This is a genomic window from Cellulomonas xiejunii (genome assembly GCF_024508315.1).
GTDB lineage: Bacteria > Actinomycetota > Actinomycetes > Actinomycetales > Cellulomonadaceae > Cellulomonas > Cellulomonas xiejunii.
Map to the genome: position 1 here is coordinate 3,409,212 of NZ_CP101987.1, position 18,816 is coordinate 3,428,027.

Genomic DNA, 18,816 nt, shown 5'->3' on the forward strand with positions numbered 1-18,816 from the left:
ACTCTCACGAGCGAGGGGTAGGGCTGCCCCCACCCCAGGGCGTGAGAGTGCAATCCAGTCGCGTGACCTGCCGCCGACGGGGGCCTGGGTGAACTGGATTGCCCTCTCACCAGGGAGGGGGGTGCACTGGATTGCACTCTCACCAGGGAGGGGGTGCCGTCCAGGTCCGGGGGGAGGGGCCGGGCGTGCCCTCCCCCTGGGGGTCGGGGCCAGCGTGCCCCACCCCCAGGGGTGAGAGTGCAATCCAGTTCTGGTCGTCAGACCGTCGGGACGTAGTCCACGCGCTCGACGTGGGCGACGGTGCTCGTCGCCGCGCCGTTGCTCGTGCCGTAGACCCCGAGCCACAGGCCCAGGAAGCCGCCGGTCGCCACGGTGTCGAGGTCGGTGGCCAGGGCCGTGCCGACGACGACGGGCTCGGAGTCGCCCGTGGCGACGAGGAGCTCGAGGTCGACGCCGCGCGCTCGCACGGACAGCGTCAGCGGCGCACCCGCCGCGAGCGTGGCCTCGCCCAGCACGCGGTCCTCGCCGCGCTGCCGGTGCACGACCCGCGCCCGCAGGGCGTCACCGTCCGGCGTGACGGCCAGGCGCACGTGGTCCTTCTCGGACTGCCGCACGGCCACGCCGACCTCCTCGCCGTCGGCGAGGTCCACGGCGACGCGCGCCACGAGGTCCGCGTCCTGGTGCTGCAGCCGCAGGCCCAGGAACGCGGGGACGTCGACGTCCGCCAGCGTCGCGGGACGCAGCGGCAGGTCCCAGCCCTCGCCGGCAGCGGTCGCGACCTGCGCGGGCAGCGCCCGCACCGCGGTCCAGCGCGGGTCGTCCGCGGGGACCGTGCCCGACGCGAGACCCTGCACGAGCCCGCTCGCGGGGCCCGTGGCGAACGGCACCTCGACCTCGTCCGGGACCTTGCCGACGCCCGGCGCGAAGACCGGCCAGCCGTCCTCCCAGACCACGGGGACGAGGAACGTCTCACGGCCCAGCGGGTAGTGGTAGCCGCCGTACGTGCGCATCGCGAGCAGCACGGCCCACCAGGAGCCGTCCGCCGCCTCGACGAGGTCCGCGTGACCGGCCCCGACGACCGGGTGCTGCCGCCCCAGGTGCCGGTGCGTGAGGATCGGGTTGCCGCGGGTGCCGGTGTACGGCCCCGTGACGACGTCGGCCTGCGCGATGCTCTCGGCGTGGTGGAACTCGGTGCCCGCCTCGGCTGCCATCAGGTAGTACGTGCCGTCGACCTTGTAGAGGTGCGGCGCCTCCGCCCAGACGGCGCCCTTGACGGCACCCGACCACACCACGTGCTCCGGTCCCGTGAGCTTCTTGGTCTCGGGGTCGAGCTCGCGGATCCAGACCTCGGTCTGGTGGAACCACTCCGGCTCCAGCGCCAGACGCGTGCCATGGACCCAGATGCGGCCGTCGTCGTCGAAGAAGATCGACGGGTCGATGCCGTCGGCGTCGAGCCACATCGGGTCGGACCACGGGCCCGCGGGGTCCGTCGCCGTCATGAGGAAGTTGCCGCCCGGGTTGCCCTGCGGCTGGCCCACGAGCGTGCAGATGACCCAGAACAGGCCGTCGTGGTGGCGGATCGTCGGCGCGTACAGGCCCCCCGACGACTCGATCCCGGCGTAGTCCAGCTGGCCGGGACGGTCGACGACGTGGCCGATCGTCTCCCACGTGACCAGGTCGCGGCTGTGCAGCACCGGCAACCCCGGGAGGTACTCGAACGTCGAGGTGACGAGGTAGTAGTCGTCGCCCACCCGGCAGATCGAGGGGTCGGGGTAGCACCCCGGCAGGATGGGGTTCTTCACGGTGCTCATGCGTCGTTGACCTCCACGTCGACGATCCGCCGGTCCTCGGCGGTGATCTCGTGCACGGCGCCCGTGACCTGCAGGACGGCGTGCGGCGTACTCTGCCCCGGCACCATGCGCCGAGTCACCTCGCGGGCGCTGGTGATCGCCCCGCCCGTGGCGTCCGCCACGTCGCCGGGGTCCGTGACCGCGGCGTGCGACGCGACCCAGACCTGGACGTCACCGGGCTCGACGACGCGCACGAGCCGGCGGTCGGCGAGCGCGAGGCGCGTCGTGGGCACCCGGAACGTGACGCGGCGCGACTGGCCCGGGGCCAGCTCGACGCGGGCGTACCCGAGCAGCTGGGACACGGGCCGCACGACCGAGCCGACCAGGTCGCGCCCGTAGAGCTGGACGACGTCCGCGCCGGCGACGTCGCCCGTGTTGGTCACGGTGACGGAGGCGGTGAACTCGCCCGCGGAGTCCACGGTCGGGTCGACCTGGAGGTCGTCGTACGCGAACGACGTGTACGACAGGCCGAACCCGAAGGGACGCACGGGCGTCGGGTCCGTCGACGTGACGTCGGAGCGTCCGCCGAGGATCGGGTGCAGGTAGCGGAACGGCTGCGCACCGGCGGCGCGCGGCAGCGAGACGGGGAGCCGGCCCGACGGGTTCGCGGCACCGGTCAGCAGCTCCGCGATCGCGTCCCCGCCGCGCTCGCCGGGGAAGAACGCCTGGAGGACCGCGGCAGGGCGCGGGCCCTCGCCGTCCAGCGCCCACCCGATCGCGTAGGGCCGGCCGGTGAGCATGACCATGACGACGGGCGTCCCCGTGGCGACGAGCGCCTCGACGAGCTGGCGCTGCACGCCCGGCAGCTCGAGGGACTGCACGTCGTTCCCCTCGCCGACGGTGCCACGACCGAACAGCCCGGCCTGGTCACCGACGACGACGACCGCCACGTCGGCGTCCGTCGCGGCGGCCACGGCGGCGGCGAAGCCGCTCGTGTCGTCACCCTCGACCGTGCAGCCCTCGGCGTACGTGACGTCGGGCAGCGCCGCCGCGAGCGCCTCGTGGACGCTGCTGATCTCGAAGCCGAGCGGCAGGTCGGGGTGGTGCGCGAGCACGTGGTTGGCGAACGAGTAGCAGCCCATGAGCGCCTCGGGGCGCGCGGCGTTGGGGCCGACGACGGCGACGCGGCGCGGCTGGGCCAGCGGCAGGACGCCGTCGTTCGACAGGAGCACGACGGACTCGCGCGCGAGCCGCAGCGCGAGGTCACGGTGCCGCGGGGAGTCGAGGTCGATCTCGGTGGGCGGCTCGTCCTCGAAGGCGTCGGGCTCGAGCAGGCCGAGCTCCTCCTTCTGCACGAGCGCGCGCAGCACCGCGCGGTCCACGAGCGCCTCGTCGGTCAGCCCGGCGCGCACGCGCGCGGCCAGCGGCTCGAGGAACGCGTCGCCCGTGGGCAGCTCGATGTCGAGCCCAGCGGCCAGCGCGAGCGCGGCCGCCTCCCCGCGGTCCGCGGCGACGCCGTGCATGACCTGCAGGAACGCGACCGCGAAGTAGTCGGCGACGACGACCCCGTCGAAGCCCCACTGCTCGCGCAGGATCTCGGTGAGGTAGTGCGGGTCCGCCGCGACGGGCACACCGTCGACGTCGGCGTAGGAGTTCATCACCGAGCGGACGCCGCCGTCGCGCACCGCCATCTCGAACGGCGGCAGGTAGATCTCGGCGAGCTCGCGCGGGCCGGCGTGCACGGGCGCGTGGTTGCGGCCGGCCGCCGACGCGGAGTAGCCGACGAAGTGCTTGAGGGTCGCGTGGACCCCCGCCTCCTGCAGGCCGCGGACGTACGCCGTCCCGACGGTCCCGACGAGGTACGGGTCCTCCCCGATGCACTCGTCGACGCGGCCCCAGCGGGGGTCGCCGACGACGTCGAGGACGGGCGCGAGGCCCTGGTGGATGCCGAGCTCGCGCATCGAGTCGCCGATGGCGCGGGCCGCCTCGTGCACGAGCTCCGGGTCGAACGCCGCACCCCACGCCAGGGGCGTCGGGTAGCTCGCCGCCTGCCAGGCCGCCAGGCCCGTCAGGCACTCCTCGTGGACGAGCGCCGGGATGCCCAGGCGCGTCTCGCGCTTGAGCCGACGCTGCTCCGCCCACAGCCACGCCGCACGCTCCGCGGGCTCCACGGGACGCGTGCCGTAGACGCGCGTGTAGTGGCCCAGGCCGTGCCGGGTGATCTCGGCGAGCTGGCCGGAGTCCTTCTGGCCCGAGGCCATCTCCGACTGCATCGGCGCCACGGTGCCGTTCTGGTCGAGCCAGTAGCCGACGAGCTGGGCCAGCTTCTCCTCGAGGGTCATCCGGGCGTGCAGGTCGCGCACGCGCTCGGAGACGACGGGGACAGCGGGCAGGACAGGTGCCGCCGGCACGACGTGCTGGGTGGCGGTGCCGGGTGTGTCGGACACGAGGTGGCGCTCCTTCGGAGGATGGCGAGGGTGATACGGACCGCGCGGCCGCCCGGGACGTGCCCGGACGGCCGCGCGAGAGGGCGCGCGAAGGGCTCGGTCAGCCCTTGACGGCGCCGGTGAGGCCACCGACGATGCGCCGCTCGAACAGCGAGAAGAAGATCAGCGCCGGGATCATCGACAGCGACGTGAACGCCAGCACCCGGGCCGTGTCGACCGAGTACTGCGAGGCGAACGACTGCACACCCAGAGGCAGGGTGTACATCGCCTCGTCGTTGAGGATGAACAGCGGCAGCATGTAGCTGTTCCAGGCTGCCACGAAGGCGAGGATGCCGACCGTCACGACGCCCGGGATCGACAGCGGCACGACCATGCGGAAGAAGAACCCGAGACGGCTCGCACCGTCGATCGCCGCGGCTTCCTCCAGCTCCTTCGGGATCGCCCGCAGGAACGGCACCAGGATGATGATCGTGGTCGGCAGCGCGAACGCGATCTGCGGGAGGATGATCCCCGCGAGCGAGTTCATGAGGCCCAGGTTCTTGATGAGGATGTACAGCGGCGTGATCGCCACCGTCATCGGGAACATCAGACCTGCCGCGAACAGCGAGTACATCGCGGGCTGCGCCTTGAAGTCGTACCGCGCGAGCACGAAGCTCGCCATGACCCCGAGGATCACCACGCCGATGGTCGTCGCGATGGCGCTGATCGCCGAGTTCCCGGCCTGCTGCCAGAACAGCGAGCTGTTGAGCACCGAGGAGTAGTTGCCCCACTCCCACGTCGTCGGGAACCCGGACGGGTCCATGGTGATCTGCGAGTTGGTGCGCAGGCCACCGAGGATGATGAAGGCCACGGGGCCGATGCACACCCCGACGAGCAGCCACGCGACGACGTAGACCAGCGGGTTCACCCGCTCGAGCTTCTTGACGCGGCGCTTGCGCGCGGGCGCCGGAGCGGGTGCCGGGGTTGCCTGGACGGCGATCGCGGACATCACTTCTTCCCTTCCGTCAGCGCGCCCTCGGTGTCGCGGCGAAGCACGAAGCGCTGGTAGGTCAGCGCGATGACCAGCGAGATGATGAAGAGCACGACGGCGACCGCATTACCGAAGCCGTAGTTCCCGGCGTTGCGCCCGTTGAGGACCATGTAGGTGGCCATCGTCGAGGTGCCTGCGGTGGCGGACACGTACTGACCCCAGATGATGTAGACGAGGTCGAAGAGCTGCAGCGACCCGATGATCGACAGGAACGCCCAGATCCGCAGCGTGGGGCCGAGCAGCGGCAGCGTGATGCGCCGCTGGGTCTGCCAGTACGACGCACCGTCGATCGCGGCGGCCTCGTGCAGCTCCTCCGGGATCGACTGCAGGCCCGCGAGGAAGAGGATGACGGCGAACCCGACGTACTTCCACGTGATGATCAGCATCAGCGACCAGATCGCGACGTCCGGGTCGGAGAGCCAGTCGACCGCCCAGCCCTCGAGCCCGATCTTCTCCAGGAAGCCGTTGACCGCACCCGTGGTCTGGAGCATCAGGCTCCAGCCGGTGCCGACGATGACCTCGGAGACGACGTACGGCACGAAGATCAGCACGCGGATGAGCGAGCGTCCGCGGATCTTGCGGTTGAGCAGCAGTGCCAGGATGACGGCTGCAGGGCCCTGCAGGACCAGCGACATCACGACGATGAAGCCGTTGTGCATCAGCGCGTCGTGGAACGTCGTGTCCTGCAGGATGGTGATGTAGTTCTCCAGGCCGACGAAGTCGGTGGGAACCCCGTAGCCCTTCCACTTGTAGAAGCCGTAGTACGCCGCCATGACCACAGGGAAGATCACGAAGGCGACGAACACGATGATCGCCGGACCCGCGAGGAGCGCGATCTCGGCGTGCTTGCGCCAGTCGGTCCGACGGGCCCGGCGGCGGGCCGGGGACGGTGCCGTGAGGGCACCGTCCCCGGCCGCCGAGCGTCCCGCGGGCGACGGCGTCGTGGCGAGCGAGTAATCGCCCTGGGAGTCGCTCATGGAACTCGTTACTCCTTGGCTGCCGCGGCCTTGACCGTGGCGACGATGCTGTCTGCGTCACCGCTGCCGGCGAGCATCTCGACCACTGCGCCGTTGAGCGCGTTGCCGACGTTCTGGCCGAGCACCGTGTCGAGCCACACGCTCACGTAGGCGGCCTCGTTGTAGGACGTGAGCACGTCCTGCAGGGCGGGGTCGGTGACGGCGGCCTGTGCGTCCTTGGACGCGGGGATCGTCACGAACGCCTCGGCGTAGCCCTCCTGGTGCTCCTGAGCCATGTAGAAGTTCAGGAAGTCGGCGCACTCCTTGGGGGCGTCGGCGTGGCAGGCGTAGCCGTCCACGCCACCCATCATCGCCGTCGGGTCACCCTCGCCACCGTCGATCGCCGGGAACGGGAACCAGCCGAGGTCGGCCAGCGGCTTGCCGTCGGGCGTCAGCCCGGCGATGACACCCGGGTTCCATGCACCCATGAGCTCCATCGCGGCCTCGTGGTTGGCCAGCAGACCGGCCGAGGAGCCGGCACCCTGCTGCGCCGTCGTGGTGAGGAACCCGTTGTTGAACGGCTCGACCTTGGCGAAGTCGGCGTACGCCTGGCCCGCCTCGAGCCAGCACGGGTCGTCGAAGTTCATCTGGGCGGCCGAGTCGTTGATGGACTCCTGCGAGCAGGCGCGCAGCGCGAAGAAGTAGTACCAGTGCGCGGCGGGCCACGCGTCCTTCGCACCCAGGGCGATGGGCTGGATGCCCGCGGCCTTGAGCTTGGCGACGGCGTCCTCGAGCTCGGCCATCGTCGTGGGCGTCTCGGTGATGCCGGCCTGCGCGAACAGGTCCTTGCTGTACCAGATGCCACCGGGGAGCACGGCGGTGGGCATGCCGTAGATCTTGCCGTCCACGGCGAAGGCGTCGAGCGTGCCGCCCGCGACCTCGCGCACCTCGTCGGAGATCAGGTCGGTGAGGTCCATCGCCTGGCCGGCCTCGACGATGTCGGCCAGCTTGCCGCCACCGCGCGCCATGAAGATGTCGGGCGCGTCGCCCGAGTTCAGGGCGGTCTGGAGCTTGCCGTCCATGTCCTCGTTCTGGACGGACTGGATCTTGATCGTGACGTTCGGGTTGGCTTCCTCGAACGCGGCGGCGGTCTTCTCCCAGTACGTCTTGCCGTCGCCCGTGGTCGAGTTGTGCCAGAACGTCAGCTCCACAGCGCTGTCAGCGCTGTCGCTGCCGCTGCCGCTGTCGCTGTCCGACCCGCCGCACGCGGCGAGTGCGAGCGCACCCATCAGCACCGCGGTCGAAGCCGCGATGGTCTTCTTTACCCTCATCGGTCGTGTCCTCTTCGTTGAGCCTCACGGGGCCCGGGCGTCACTGACGCCCGCGGAGCCACCGGGGACTACTGCGCTGCATCCCGCCGTCACAAGACGGACGGCGTCACTCCTTCGGACGCTTGTCAGCACTCCCCCCGTCGTGCGAGGTGGCCCGTTTCCGACTGTCGCAGCCGCTCGAATGTAACGTCAAACTTCTGTCGATAACGTTATCGAAACTCGTCGGACAAGTCCGGGAATACGTCCCCAAACCCCCCTCGCGGGGGCCCCGCTCCGGTTGTGCAGTGCGGACGGCCGCGGCGTCGTTCCGCCGCGACCGCCCGACGCCCGAGGGCGCCCCCGAGCGGGCCCCGCGCCCCCGCTACTCCTTGGCCGCGGCGGCGTTGACGGTGGCCACGATGCTCTCGGCATCGCCCTGACCTGCGAGCATCTCGACGACGGCCGTGTTCAGCGCGTTGCCGACGTTCTGACCGAACAGCGTGTCGAGCCACACGGACACGTACGCGGCGTCCTCGTACGCCGCGAGGATCTCCCGCAGTGCGGGGTCCGTCACGGCGCCCAACGCCTCCTTGCTCGCGGGGATCGACACGAACGCCTCGGCGAAGCCCTCCTGGTTGTCCTTCTCCAGGAGGAAGTTGAGGAACTCGGGGCACTCCGCCGGAGCGTCGACGTGGCAGCTCAGACCGTCGATGCCGCCCATCATGGCCGTCGGGTCACCCTGGCCGTCCTCCACCTGGGGGAACGGGAACCAGCCGAGGTCCGCCAGCGGCTCGCCGTCGGGGGTCAGCCCGCCGATGACGCCCGGGTTCCACGCACCCATGAGCTCCATCGCCGCCTGGTGGTTGGCGACGAGCCCGGCCGACGACCCGGCGCCCTGCTGCGCTGTCGTCGACAGGAAGCCCTCGTTGAAGGGCTCGAGCCCCGCGAACTCCGCGTACTCCTCCCCGGCCTGCGTCCAGCACGGGTCATCGAAGCTGCGGTCGGTGGCCGCCGCCTCGACCGTCTCCTGCGAGCACGCGCGCAGCGCGAAGAAGTAGTACCAGTGGGCCGCGGGCCACGCGTCCTTGGCACCCAGGGCGATCGGCGCGACGCCGGCGGCCTGGAGCTTGGCGACCGCGTCCTCGAGCTCGGCCATGGTCGTCGGCGGGCTCGCGATCCCCGCCTGCGCGAACAGGTCCTTGCTGTAGAAGATGCCCCCGGGCAGCACCGCGGTCGGCATCCCGTAGACCTTGCCGTCGACCGTGAAGGCCTCGATCGTCGTGCCGAGGGCGTCACTCGTCGCGTCGTCGATCAGGTCGGTCAGGTCCATCACCTGGCCGGCCTCGGCGATGTCGGCGAGCTTGCCACCGCCGCGCGCCATGAAGATGTCCGGGGCGTCACCGGAGTTCAGGGCGGTCTGGAGCTTGCCGTCCATGTCCTCGTTCTGCACGACCTGGAGCGTGATCTTGACACCCGGGTTCTCGGCCTCGAAGGCGTCCGCCATCTCCTGCTGGAACGCCTTGCCGTCGTCGGTCGTCGAGTTGTGCCAGAACGTCATCTCGACCGAGCCGTCGCCCCCGCCCTCGCCCGTGTCGCCCGAGCCCCCGCAGGCCGCCAGCGCCAGCGCTCCCATGACCACGGCGGTCGACGCCGCCAGCGTTCTCTTCGTCGTCATCAGATCTGTCCTCTTCGTCGAGCCAGCTGATCCCCAGACGGCGCCTGGGTGCCCCCCGCCGTGCGGTCCGCCCGGCAGCTCGCGCCCACGCAGGACGCTCGGCGTCACCCCATCGGGACGCCGGCCGGACGCACCGTTGCCATCGGCGGCCGGGACCGACTCTCGCATTCACCCGATGTAACGTCAAACCTTTCCCAAGCGCCCGAGTACGACAAAGGCCCCGGTCCCTCACGGGACCGGGGCCTTCGTCGGTTGTTACCGGGTGCTACCGGATCAGGAGGCGGGCGCGAGACCCGTGCCGCCGTCGCCGCGGCCGGCCGCGGTCGGGGCGGGCGGGACGTCCGTGCCGGACCCGGGGGTCCCGACGGGCGCACCCACGGCCACCGGCTCACGCGACGCGGCCGTGCGCGGGACGCCCTGGAACACGAACTCCCCGAGCAGACCCTCGCCCTGCGCGTCGACGATGACCGTCTGACCGGCCTTGAGCTCACCGAACAGGATCTTCTCGGACAGCGCGTCCTCGATGTCCCGCTGGATCGCACGACGCAGCGGCCGGGCACCGAGCACCGGGTCGTAACCCTTCTCCGACAGCAGCTTCTTGGCCGCCGGCGTGATCTCGATGCTCATGTCCTTGTCGCGCAGACGCGCGTCGAGCTTCGCGATCATCAGGTCGACGATCTGGAAGATCTCGGTCTGCGACAGCTGCGGGAAGACCACCACGTCGTCGACGCGGTTGAGGAACTCGGGCCGGAAGTGCTGCTTGAGCTCGTCGTTGACCTTCGCCTTCATGCGCTCGTAGTCCGTCGCGAGCTCGCCACCGGCCTGGAACCCGGTCATGACGCCCTTGGCGATGTCCCGCGTGCCGAGGTTCGTGGTCATGATGATCACGGTGTTCTTGAAGTCGATGACGCGGCCCTGCGAGTCGGTCAGACGACCGTCCTCGAGGATCTGCAGCAGCGAGTTGAAGATGTCCGCGTGCGCCTTCTCGACCTCGTCGAACAGCACGACGGAGAACGGCTTGCGGCGCACCTTCTCGGTGAGCTGACCGCCCTCGTCGTACCCGACGTACCCGGGAGGCGAGCCGAACAGCCGCGAGACCGTGTGCTTCTCCGAGAACTCCGACATGTCGAGCTGGATCAGCGCGTCCTCGTCACCGAAGAGGAACTCCGCGAGCGCCTTGGCCAGCTCGGTCTTCCCGACGCCCGTCGGGCCGGCGAAGATGAACGACCCACCGGGGCGCTTCGGGTCCTTGAGCCCCGCACGCGTGCGGCGGATGGCCTGCGAGAGCGCCTTGATGGCCGCGTTCTGGCCGACGACCCGCTTGTGCAGGTTGTCCTCCATGTGCAGGAGCCGGCTGGACTCCTCCTCGGTGAGCTTGAACACCGGGATGCCCGTGGCGTTCGCCAGCACCTCGGCGATGAGCTCCTCGTCGACCTCGGCGACGGCGTCCATGTCGCCGTTCTTCCAGGCCTTCTCCTTCTCGATGCGCTTGAGGCCGAGCTGCTTCTCCTCGTCCCGCAGGCGCGCCGCCTTCTCGAAGTCCTGCTCGTCGATCGCGGACTCCTTGTCGCGACGCGTCTCGGCGATCTGCTCGTCGAGCTCGCGCAGCTCCGGCGGAGCCGTCATGCGACGGATGCGCAGGCGTGCGCCGGCCTCGTCGACCAGGTCGATCGCCTTGTCCGGCAGGTAGCGGTCGTTGACGTACCGGTCGGCCAGCGTCGCGGCCGCGACCAGCGCCGCGTCCGTGATGGACACGCGGTGGTGCGCCTCGTACCGGTCGCGCAGACCCTTGAGGATCTCGATCGCGTGCTGCAGGTTCGGCTCGGCGACCTGGATCGGCTGGAAGCGGCGCTCCAGGGCCGGGTCCTTCTCGACGTACTTGCGGTACTCGTCGAGCGTGGTGGCACCGATGGTCTGCAGCTCGCCACGGGCCAGCATGGGCTTGAGGATCGACGCCGCGTCGATCGCGCCCTCGGCGGCACCCGCCCCGACGAGCGTGTGGATCTCGTCGATGAACAGGATGATGTCGCCGCGGGTGCGGATCTCCTTGAGGACCTTCTTCAGGCGCTCCTCGAAGTCACCGCGGTAGCGCGAGCCGGCGACCAGGGCGCCGAGGTCGAGCGTGTAGAGCTGCTTGTCCTTGAGCGTCTCCGGCACGTCGCCGCGCACGATGTCCTGCGCGAGGCCCTCGACGACGGCCGTCTTGCCGACGCCGGGCTCCCCGATGAGGACCGGGTTGTTCTTGGTGCGGCGGGACAGCACCTGCATGACCCGCTCGATCTCCTTCTCGCGCCCGATGACCGGGTCGAGCTTGCCGTCGCGGGCCGCCTGCGTGAGGTTGCGGCCGAACTGGTCGAGCACGGCCGACCCCGACGGCTGGCCCTCGGCGGGACCGCCCGACGCCACGGGCTCCTTGCCCTGGTAGCCCGAGACGAGCTGGATGACCTGCTGGCGCACGCGGTTGAGGTCGGCGCCGAGCTTGTTGAGGACCTGGGCGGCGACGCCCTCGCCCTCACGGATCAGGCCCAGCAGGATGTGCTCGGTACCGATGTAGTTGTGGCCGAGCTGCAGCGCCTCGCGCAGCGACAGCTCGAGGACCTTCTTGGCACGCGGCGTGAACGGGATGTGGCCCGACGGCGCCTGCTGGCCCTCGCCGATGATCTCCTGGACCTGGGCGCGCACCGCCTCCAGGGAGATGCCGAGCGACTCCAGGGCCTTGGCCGCGACACCCTCGCCCTCGTGGATCAGACCCAGGAGGATGTGCTCGGTGCCGATGTAGTTGTGGTTGAGCATCCGCGCCTCTTCCTGGGCGAGGACGACCACGCGACGGGCTCGGTCCGTGAATCTCTCGAACATGTGCACTCCTCACGAGCGGCGTGCCCCGGCTGCGCCACGCGGCAGGGGTCCGCGCGGAGCCGACAGAGCGGCGTGTTTCGATGCTAACGGCGGGGTACCTCCCCCACGTCCCGTGTTCGCCGCAGGCGGAGCGCACGTCGCCCGCGCGCAGCGACGTCCGTGCGCACCTACGCCGAGGGCCCGGGTGCTCCTCGTCGCCGAGGAGCACCCGGGCCCGGGCCGTGCACGTGCTACGCCGCGAGGACCGCCTCCTCGCGCTCGCGGAAGTACGTGACGGTGTCGTCCACGAGCGCGTCGAGCAGCTCGGGAGCCGGCCGGCCGTAGCGCGCGGGGTAGGGCGCACCGCCGGGGCCGAGCGGCTCCGGCGTGACGAACCGTCCCGGTGCGTTGTGCCCGACCAGGTAGAGCGCCTGGATGATGGTGTCGAGGTCCATGGACCCCTGTCCCAGCGCCGCGCGGTTGCTGTCCGCCATGTGCAGGTTCAGCAGGCGGTCGCCCGCCTCCAGGATGGCCAGAGGGATGTTCTTCTCCCCCACCTGCATGTGGTAGACGTCGCCGTTGATGTGCTGCACGCCGGGCGACCCGACGGCCTCGATGTACTCGATGGCCTCGCCCACGGTGTGGACGAGCGTCGTCTCGGCGGCCCTGATCGGCTCGATCGCCGCCTTGATGCCCGCCGCCGTGAACTCGTCCGCGACCAGCCGCAGCGCCTCGACGCTGCGGTGCCACTCCGAGGCGTCGTACGCCTCGGCGCGGCCCACGGACGCCGGCACGACGAGCAGGTAGCCCCCGCCGACGGCCCGCGTGAAGGCGATCTCCCGACGGATGTACGCGAGCGCCTCCTGCTGCTGGATCGGCCGGTTGCTCGACAGGTCGTTGTCGTCGGAGAACATCCCGCAGACACCCGAGACGCTCAGCCCGTGGTCCCGCAGCACCTCGAGCGTCGGCTCCACCTGGTACCCGAGGTCGGGGCCGTAGTGGTTGCCGTGCAGCTCGATGTACGACAGGCCCGCACGCGCCAGGCGCGCCGCCGACGTCTCGAGGCTCTCGATGCCGAAGCCCCAGTTGGACCACGACAGCGCGAGCCGCCGCTCGAACCGCTCGGGGTGCCGGCGCCGCAGGTCGCGGAACTGCTCCGCGACCTGCTCACGCCACAGGTCCACGTTCTGCAGGGCCACCGGGGTGACGGGCGTCATCAGAGGTACTCGTCGACGTTGGACTCGTCGATGACGATGACGTCGACCGGCTGGTCCTTCTCGATCTTCTCGCCCTTGGCGACCTTGATCGCCTGCTCGATGCCCATGCTGCCCATGAGCGCGGACTGCTGGGCGATCGTCGCGACGAGCTCGCCGGCCTCGACCGCCTTGACCGCGTCGGCACCGCCGTCGATGCCGATGACCTTGACGGCGCCACCCTTGCCTGCGGAGCGGATCGCCTCGATGGCACCCAGCGCCATCTCGTCGTTCATCGACAGGAAGCCCGCCAGGTCGGGGGTGGCCTGCAGGATGTTCTGCGCGACCGTCAGACCCTCGGACCGCTGGTAGTTGGCGGTCTGGGTGGCCACGACCTCGATCTCCGGGTAGTCCGCGAGGACGTTCTCGAAGCCCGTGCCGCGGTCGATCGACGACGACGCGCCGGGCACGCCCTCGAGGATCGCGATCTTGCCCTTGCCGCCGATGGCCTCGAAGAACGCCTTCGCGGTGGCCTCACCGGCTGTCACGTTGTCCGTGCCGATGTGGGCGAGCACGTCGCCGCCCTCGGCGCGGCGGTCCACCGTGATCACGGGGATGCCGGCCTCGTTGAGCGCCTCCACCGACGAGACGATCGCGTCGCCGTCGGTCGGGTTGAGCACGGCGACGTCCACCCCGGAGGAGATGAAGTTGAGGATGTCGTTGGCCTGCTTGAGCGGGTCGTCGTTGGCGTCGGCCAGCGTGACCTCGATGCCCGAGGCCGCCGCGGCCTCGTCGATGCCCTCCTCCATCGAGACGAAGAACGGGTTCTGGAGCGTGGAGATCGAGAACCCGATCGTGATGGTGTCGTCGCCTCCGGTCGCTGCGGTGGGCTCCGTGCTGGCCGGGCCCTCGCTGCAGCCGGACAGGGCGAGCGCCGATGCCGCGACGACGGCGGCGGTGATGACGGACAGTCTCTTCATGGTTGTTCCTCGCTGAACTCGATGACGGACACTGCTGGGGGACGCGCCGCGGGGGGCCGCGGCAGCGGGCTGTGGGGGGCGGTCACGCCCGGGCGGCTCTTCTCTGCCGCAGGTTCTCGACCAGCACGGCGGTCGCGATGACGACGCCGATGATCACCTGCTGCCAGAAGCTCGAGACGTTGAGCAGGTTCAGGCCGTTGCGCAGGACGCCGATGATCATCACGCCGACGGCCGTGCCCGCGATGGAGCCGTAGCCGCCGGCCAGGCTGGCCCCGCCGATGACGACAGCGGCGATGACGTCCAGCTCGTACCCCGTGCCGGCGGTCGGCTGGGCGGACCCGAGCCGGGCGGTCATGAGGATGCCGCCGACGCCGGCGAGCAGGCCGGCCACGGTGTAGACGCCGATGGTCAGGCGCCGCACGGGCAGGCCCGAGAGCCGCGCGACCTCGTAGTTGGCGCCCATCGCGAACAGCGCGCGACCCGACGGCCGCCAGCGGAAGTACGCCCACGCGATGAGGAAGAGGAGCACCGCGATGATCAGCGACATCGGGACCCAGCCGCCGACGTAGTGGACGGACAGGTTGCGGAAGGAGTCGGGGTAGCCGGACAGCGGCTTGCCGCCGAGCACGACCAGCGCCAGACCGCGCGCCACCGACATCATGGCCAGGGTCGCGATGAACGCGGGCAGCCGGCCGTACTCGATCATGATGCCGTTGATGGCACCCGCGGCCGCCGCGACGGCGAGGGCGACGAGGCACGCCGCCCAGATGTCGAGGCCCGTGTTGACGAACAGGAAGCCGAGCACGGCGCCGCTCAGACCGAGCACGGCGCCGACGGACAGGTCGATCCCGCCCAGGACGATGACCGCGGTGCCGCCGATGGCGATGACCGCGAGGATCGCGACCTGCTGGCCGATGTTGAAGATGTTCGTCCAGGACAGGAACGACGGGGACATGATGGACAGGACGACGCACAGCAGCACGAGGGCCACGAACGGGCCCGTGCTGGCGGGGAGCCGACGACGCAGCGTCGGCGCCTGCCGTGCGGCCCCGGACGGCGCCGCGGCACCGGCAGCGCCCTGGGCGGCGCTCGCCGCGGGGGTGGGGTGGGTCATGGGATTTCCTCGGGTCGTGGGGCTGGGCGGTGGTCAGGCCACCGCGAGGGACATGACGGCGCGCTCCGAGAACTCCGCGCGCGGGAGGATGCCGGTCTGCCGCCCGCGGGCCAGCACGAGGATCCGGTTGGCGATGCCCAGCACCTCGGGCAGCTCGCTGCTCACCACGACGACCGCGGCGCCACGCGCAGCGAGGTCGTGGATCAGGTCGTAGATCGCGCGCTTGGCGCCCACGTCGATACCGCGCGTCGGCTCGTCGAAGACGATCACCCGCGGCTCGAGCAGCAGCCACTTGGCGATGACGCCCTTCTGCTGGTTGCCGCCGGACAGCGTCTGCGCGAGCTGGTGCGGGTGCCCGCGCAGGGCGACCTGCCCGGTCACGCGCGCGACGTCGGCCGCGAGCTCCCGGTTGCGGACGATGCCGCGCAGGAACCCGCGGCGCGGCAGGCCCACGTTGTCCGCGATGGTCAGGCGCATCGCCAGGCCGCGTTCGCGCCGGTCCTCCGGGACGAGCACGACGCCGAGCCGGACGGCGTCGGCCGACGACGCGATGCGCACCGGCGTGCCGTCGAGCCGGATGGTGCCCGACGCGGCGGGCTCGGCCCCCGCGATGGCGTTGACGAGCTCGCTGCGGCCGGCTCCGACGAGACCCGCGATCCCGAGGATCTCGCCACGGTGGAGCTGGAAGCCGACGTGCTCGAAGCGCCCCGGCGAGGACAGGTCCTCGACCTCGAGCACCACCTCGTCGCCCGGCGTCGCGGGCTCGGGGTAGATGTCGGAGATCGTCCGGCCGACCATCGCCTCGACCATGGCCGACGTGGGGACGTCCGCCGTGTCCCACCCGCCGACGCGCCGGCCGTCGCGCAGCACGACGATGTCGTGCGCGACCCGCGCGATCTCCGGCAGGCGGTGGGTGATCCACACGATGGCGACGCCCTCGGCGCACAGCCGCTCGACGAGGCGGAAGAGCAGCTCCACCTCGTCGGTGCCGAGGGTCGCCGTGGGCTCGTCGAACACCAGGACGCGCGGCTGCTGCGAGAGCGCCTTGGCGATCTCGACGAGCTGCTGCACCGCCACCGAGCACTCCGACGTCGGCGTCTCGGGTCGCAGGTGACCCAGCCCGACGCGCTCGAGCAGCTCGGCCGCCTGCGCGTTCATGCGCCGCCGGTCGACGAACCCGAACCGCTGCGGGAGCCGGCCGACGACGATGTTCTCCGCGAGCGACAGGTTCGGCAGCAGCGACAGCTCCTGGTGCACGAGCACGACGCCCGACGCCGCGGCGTCGCGCGGACCCCGGGGCGCGTAGTGCGCGCCGTCGAGCTCCATCGTCCCCTCGTCGGCGACGTACACGCCGGAGAGCACCTTCATGAGCGTCGACTTGCCCGCGCCGTTCTCGCCGATGAGGGCGGTGACACGGCCGTAGGTGATGTCGAGGTCGACGTCGTCGAGCGCACGCGTGCCCGGGAAGGACTTGCCGATGCCGCGCAGGCGCAGGGCGACGCCTCCCGCAGCGGGTGCGTCGGCCGGTTCGGGACCGGCCGGTTCGGTCGGTGTCATGGCGTCAGATCCCCAGCTCGACGTTCCCGGGCCCGTAGTTCTTGAGCACGACCAGGGGCTCGCTGTCGCTGCGGTTCTCGATCCGCACGCCGGCGCGCGCCGCGGGCGCGGTGACGAAGTACTCGTCGCGCGTGAGCTCGTCGATCCGCACCAGCGAGATCGCGGCGAGCTCGAGGCCGTTGATCGTGCCGTGGCCCTGCACGGCGATCAGGCCGTACGCGTCCTGCTCGGTGAGGGTCACCGCACGGCCGGGCAGCACCGTGAGCTCCTTGGCGCTGAAGTACGTCGAGCGGTAGACGATCCACTTCTCGACGAAGTCGCGGCCGCCGGACGCGGCGGAGTGCTCGGTCTCGTAGGGGACGAGGGCGCGGTTGGTGCGGAAGTCCGGGTCGGCGTTGAGCTCCCAGTCGAGCAGGTCGACGAGGAACTCGTGGTCGCCGTGCCGGTCGGCCGGCACGTCCTTCCACAGCAGGTCGGAGCCGACCTCGGCGTTGTTGCTCCAGGACTCGAACATCGACAGCACGTCGGAGGCCGCCTGCGGCTCGTACGTGCAGACGCTGCCGGGCGCGTGGAGCACGCCGGCGGGGATGTCCCAGCCCTCGCCGAGGCGCGTGCGGTAGCCGTAGGCGAGGTCGGTGATGCGGTTGTCGCCACCGCGGGCGTGCGCCCGCAGGTGCTCGGCGAGCTGCTCGCGCGTGACGTCCGGGCGCAGCCCGAAGTAGGAGATCGGCTGCTCGCCGAGGTAGTTGTTCATCTGCGGCGGGTAGTAGTAGGCCTCGGGCTTGCCGACCTTGCCGACCAGCGCCGCCTTCTCGTCCGACGCGTGCACGTGGAACGGCAGGGGCAGGAGGTTGTCGTAGAACTTGGTGTAGGCGGTCCACGCGCCGTACCGGTCCCAGAGCCGGGAGCCGATCACGTCGGCACCGCCCGCGGCGATGATCTCGTCGAACGGCACGAGGCCGTCCTCGTCGACCGCGAGGCTGAGCGCCTCGTACGGGCCGGTGCGCGGGCCGTTGTCGGCGCGGATCGAGCTGGCGATCCACCGCTCGTCGATGCCGCCGCGCCCCTTGTCGAAGGGGTAGTAGTCGTCCGGGTGCAGCCGCAGGCGGCGGCCGGGGGTGCAGAACGCCCGCGGCACCCACGCCGGGGCGAACCGCAGGATGCCGCCGTCCTTGTTCAGGACGCGGTCGACCGCGCTCGCCGTCGCCACCACGGGCTGGTCGAACGTCGTCTCGGCTGTCGTGCTCACGTGCGTCTCCTCTGTGTGGGTCGTGGTGGGCCCGGCGGGGCCCGGCCGCGTCACGCGGCCCGTGTCGGCGGCTGGGTCAGGCCCCGGGCAGGCAGAGCCCCTTGGCGAGCAGGACGTTGGCCCACACCCGCTGCTCGCCCGTCGAGATGATCACGGCGGCGCGGCGGGCCAGCTCGTAGTACTCCCACCGGTCGACCAGGCGGGACTGCGTCGTGCCCGCCGCGGCCAGCAGCTCGTCCTGCACGGCCGGGCGCGGCGTCAGGCCGCTGTCCATGAGTGCCGGCGGCGTGGCGTCGTCGAGCGGCAGCACGGTGCGCACGGCGGCGGTCATGGTGACGACGTCGATCCCCGGGACCTCGACGACCGGAGGGCCGATGCGGTGGGCGGGGAAGTTCGCGTCGGCCAGCAGGACGAGGTCCGAGTGGCCCATGTCGTCGAGCGCCTTGAGGAGGTCGCCCGTCAGGAGGGGGTGGATGTTCAGCAGCACGTGGGGCTCCTGTCGAGGTCGGCACGGCGCGCTCCGCGCTGCGCGGGCCGGGACCCGACGGGGTGCCCGGGGTCGGTGGAGCGTGCGCCTGCACGTCTCCCCACGGTGAACGTCATCGTTCGATCGCTCCGCTTCATTGCCGGCGAGTCCGAATTGTTACCGGTCACATCGACCGGCTGGATGCATGGTGTAC

Annotated in this window: 13 protein-coding genes; all 13 read right to left on the reverse strand. The window is 71.1% G+C overall.

Translation table 11 applies throughout. The features are described 5' to 3' along the window. Positions 1 to 257: 257 nt before the first annotated feature. A complete protein-coding gene (locus NP048_RS15675; protein WP_227576554.1) occupies positions 258 to 1,811 on the reverse strand; it encodes a glycoside hydrolase family 43 protein in 1,554 nt (517 codons plus the stop codon). Continuing rightward, positions 1,808 to 4,237, reverse strand: a complete 2,430-nt coding sequence (locus NP048_RS15680; RefSeq protein WP_372456808.1) for a beta-xylosidase/alpha-l-arabinosidase — start codon at positions 4,235 to 4,237, stop codon at positions 1,808 to 1,810. The genes NP048_RS15675 and NP048_RS15680 overlap by 4 nt, the downstream gene beginning before the upstream one ends. A gap of 100 nt (positions 4,238 to 4,337) precedes the next feature. After that, entirely contained in the window at positions 4,338 to 5,225 is an 888-nt protein-coding gene (locus tag NP048_RS15685; RefSeq protein ID WP_227576555.1) for a carbohydrate ABC transporter permease, read from the reverse strand. Beyond that, positions 5,225 to 6,244, reverse strand: coding sequence for a carbohydrate ABC transporter permease (locus tag NP048_RS15690; RefSeq protein ID WP_227576556.1), 1,020 nt, complete (start codon positions 6,242 to 6,244; stop codon positions 5,225 to 5,227). Before NP048_RS15690 ends, NP048_RS15685 begins: the two co-directional genes overlap by 1 nt. An 8-nt stretch (positions 6,245 to 6,252) precedes the next feature. Next, positions 6,253 to 7,554, reverse strand: coding sequence for an ABC transporter substrate-binding protein (locus tag NP048_RS15695; protein WP_227576557.1), 1,302 nt, complete (start codon positions 7,552 to 7,554; stop codon positions 6,253 to 6,255). 361 nt (positions 7,555 to 7,915) lie between these two features. Beyond that, positions 7,916 to 9,208, reverse strand: a complete 1,293-nt coding sequence (locus tag NP048_RS15700; RefSeq protein WP_227576558.1) for an extracellular solute-binding protein — start codon at positions 9,206 to 9,208, stop codon at positions 7,916 to 7,918. A gap of 273 nt (positions 9,209 to 9,481) precedes the next feature. Then, complete coding sequence (locus NP048_RS15705; RefSeq protein ID WP_227576559.1) at positions 9,482 to 12,064, reverse strand: ATP-dependent Clp protease ATP-binding subunit; 2,583 nt, start codon at positions 12,062 to 12,064, stop codon at positions 9,482 to 9,484. Positions 12,065 to 12,294: 230 nt separating this feature from the next. Further along, on the reverse strand, positions 12,295 to 13,260 hold the full coding sequence (locus tag NP048_RS15710) for a sugar phosphate isomerase/epimerase family protein (protein ID WP_227576560.1): 966 nt from the start codon (positions 13,258 to 13,260) through the stop codon (positions 12,295 to 12,297). Then, positions 13,260 to 14,216 (reverse strand): substrate-binding domain-containing protein, encoded by a 957-nt coding sequence (locus tag NP048_RS15715; RefSeq protein ID WP_227576561.1) that lies wholly within the window; start codon positions 14,214 to 14,216, stop codon positions 13,260 to 13,262. The genes NP048_RS15710 and NP048_RS15715 overlap by 1 nt, the downstream gene beginning before the upstream one ends. Before the next feature lie 82 nt (positions 14,217 to 14,298). Continuing rightward, positions 14,299 to 15,330: an ABC transporter permease gene (locus tag NP048_RS15720; RefSeq protein WP_227576562.1), complete on the reverse strand. Its 1,032-nt coding sequence runs from the start codon at positions 15,328 to 15,330 to the stop codon at positions 14,299 to 14,301. A 33-nt stretch (positions 15,331 to 15,363) separates the two neighbouring features. Continuing rightward, a complete protein-coding gene (locus NP048_RS15725) occupies positions 15,364 to 16,887 on the reverse strand; it encodes a sugar ABC transporter ATP-binding protein (protein ID WP_227576563.1) in 1,524 nt (507 codons plus the stop codon). Positions 16,888 to 16,891: 4 nt separating this feature from the next. Further along, positions 16,892 to 18,136 (reverse strand): hypothetical protein, encoded by a 1,245-nt coding sequence (locus tag NP048_RS15730; RefSeq protein ID WP_227576564.1) that lies wholly within the window; start codon positions 18,134 to 18,136, stop codon positions 16,892 to 16,894. A gap of 76 nt (positions 18,137 to 18,212) precedes the next feature. Continuing rightward, a complete protein-coding gene (locus tag NP048_RS15735) occupies positions 18,213 to 18,623 on the reverse strand; it encodes an RbsD/FucU family protein (RefSeq protein ID WP_227576565.1) in 411 nt (136 codons plus the stop codon). Between the last annotated feature and the right edge of the window lie 193 nt (positions 18,624 to 18,816).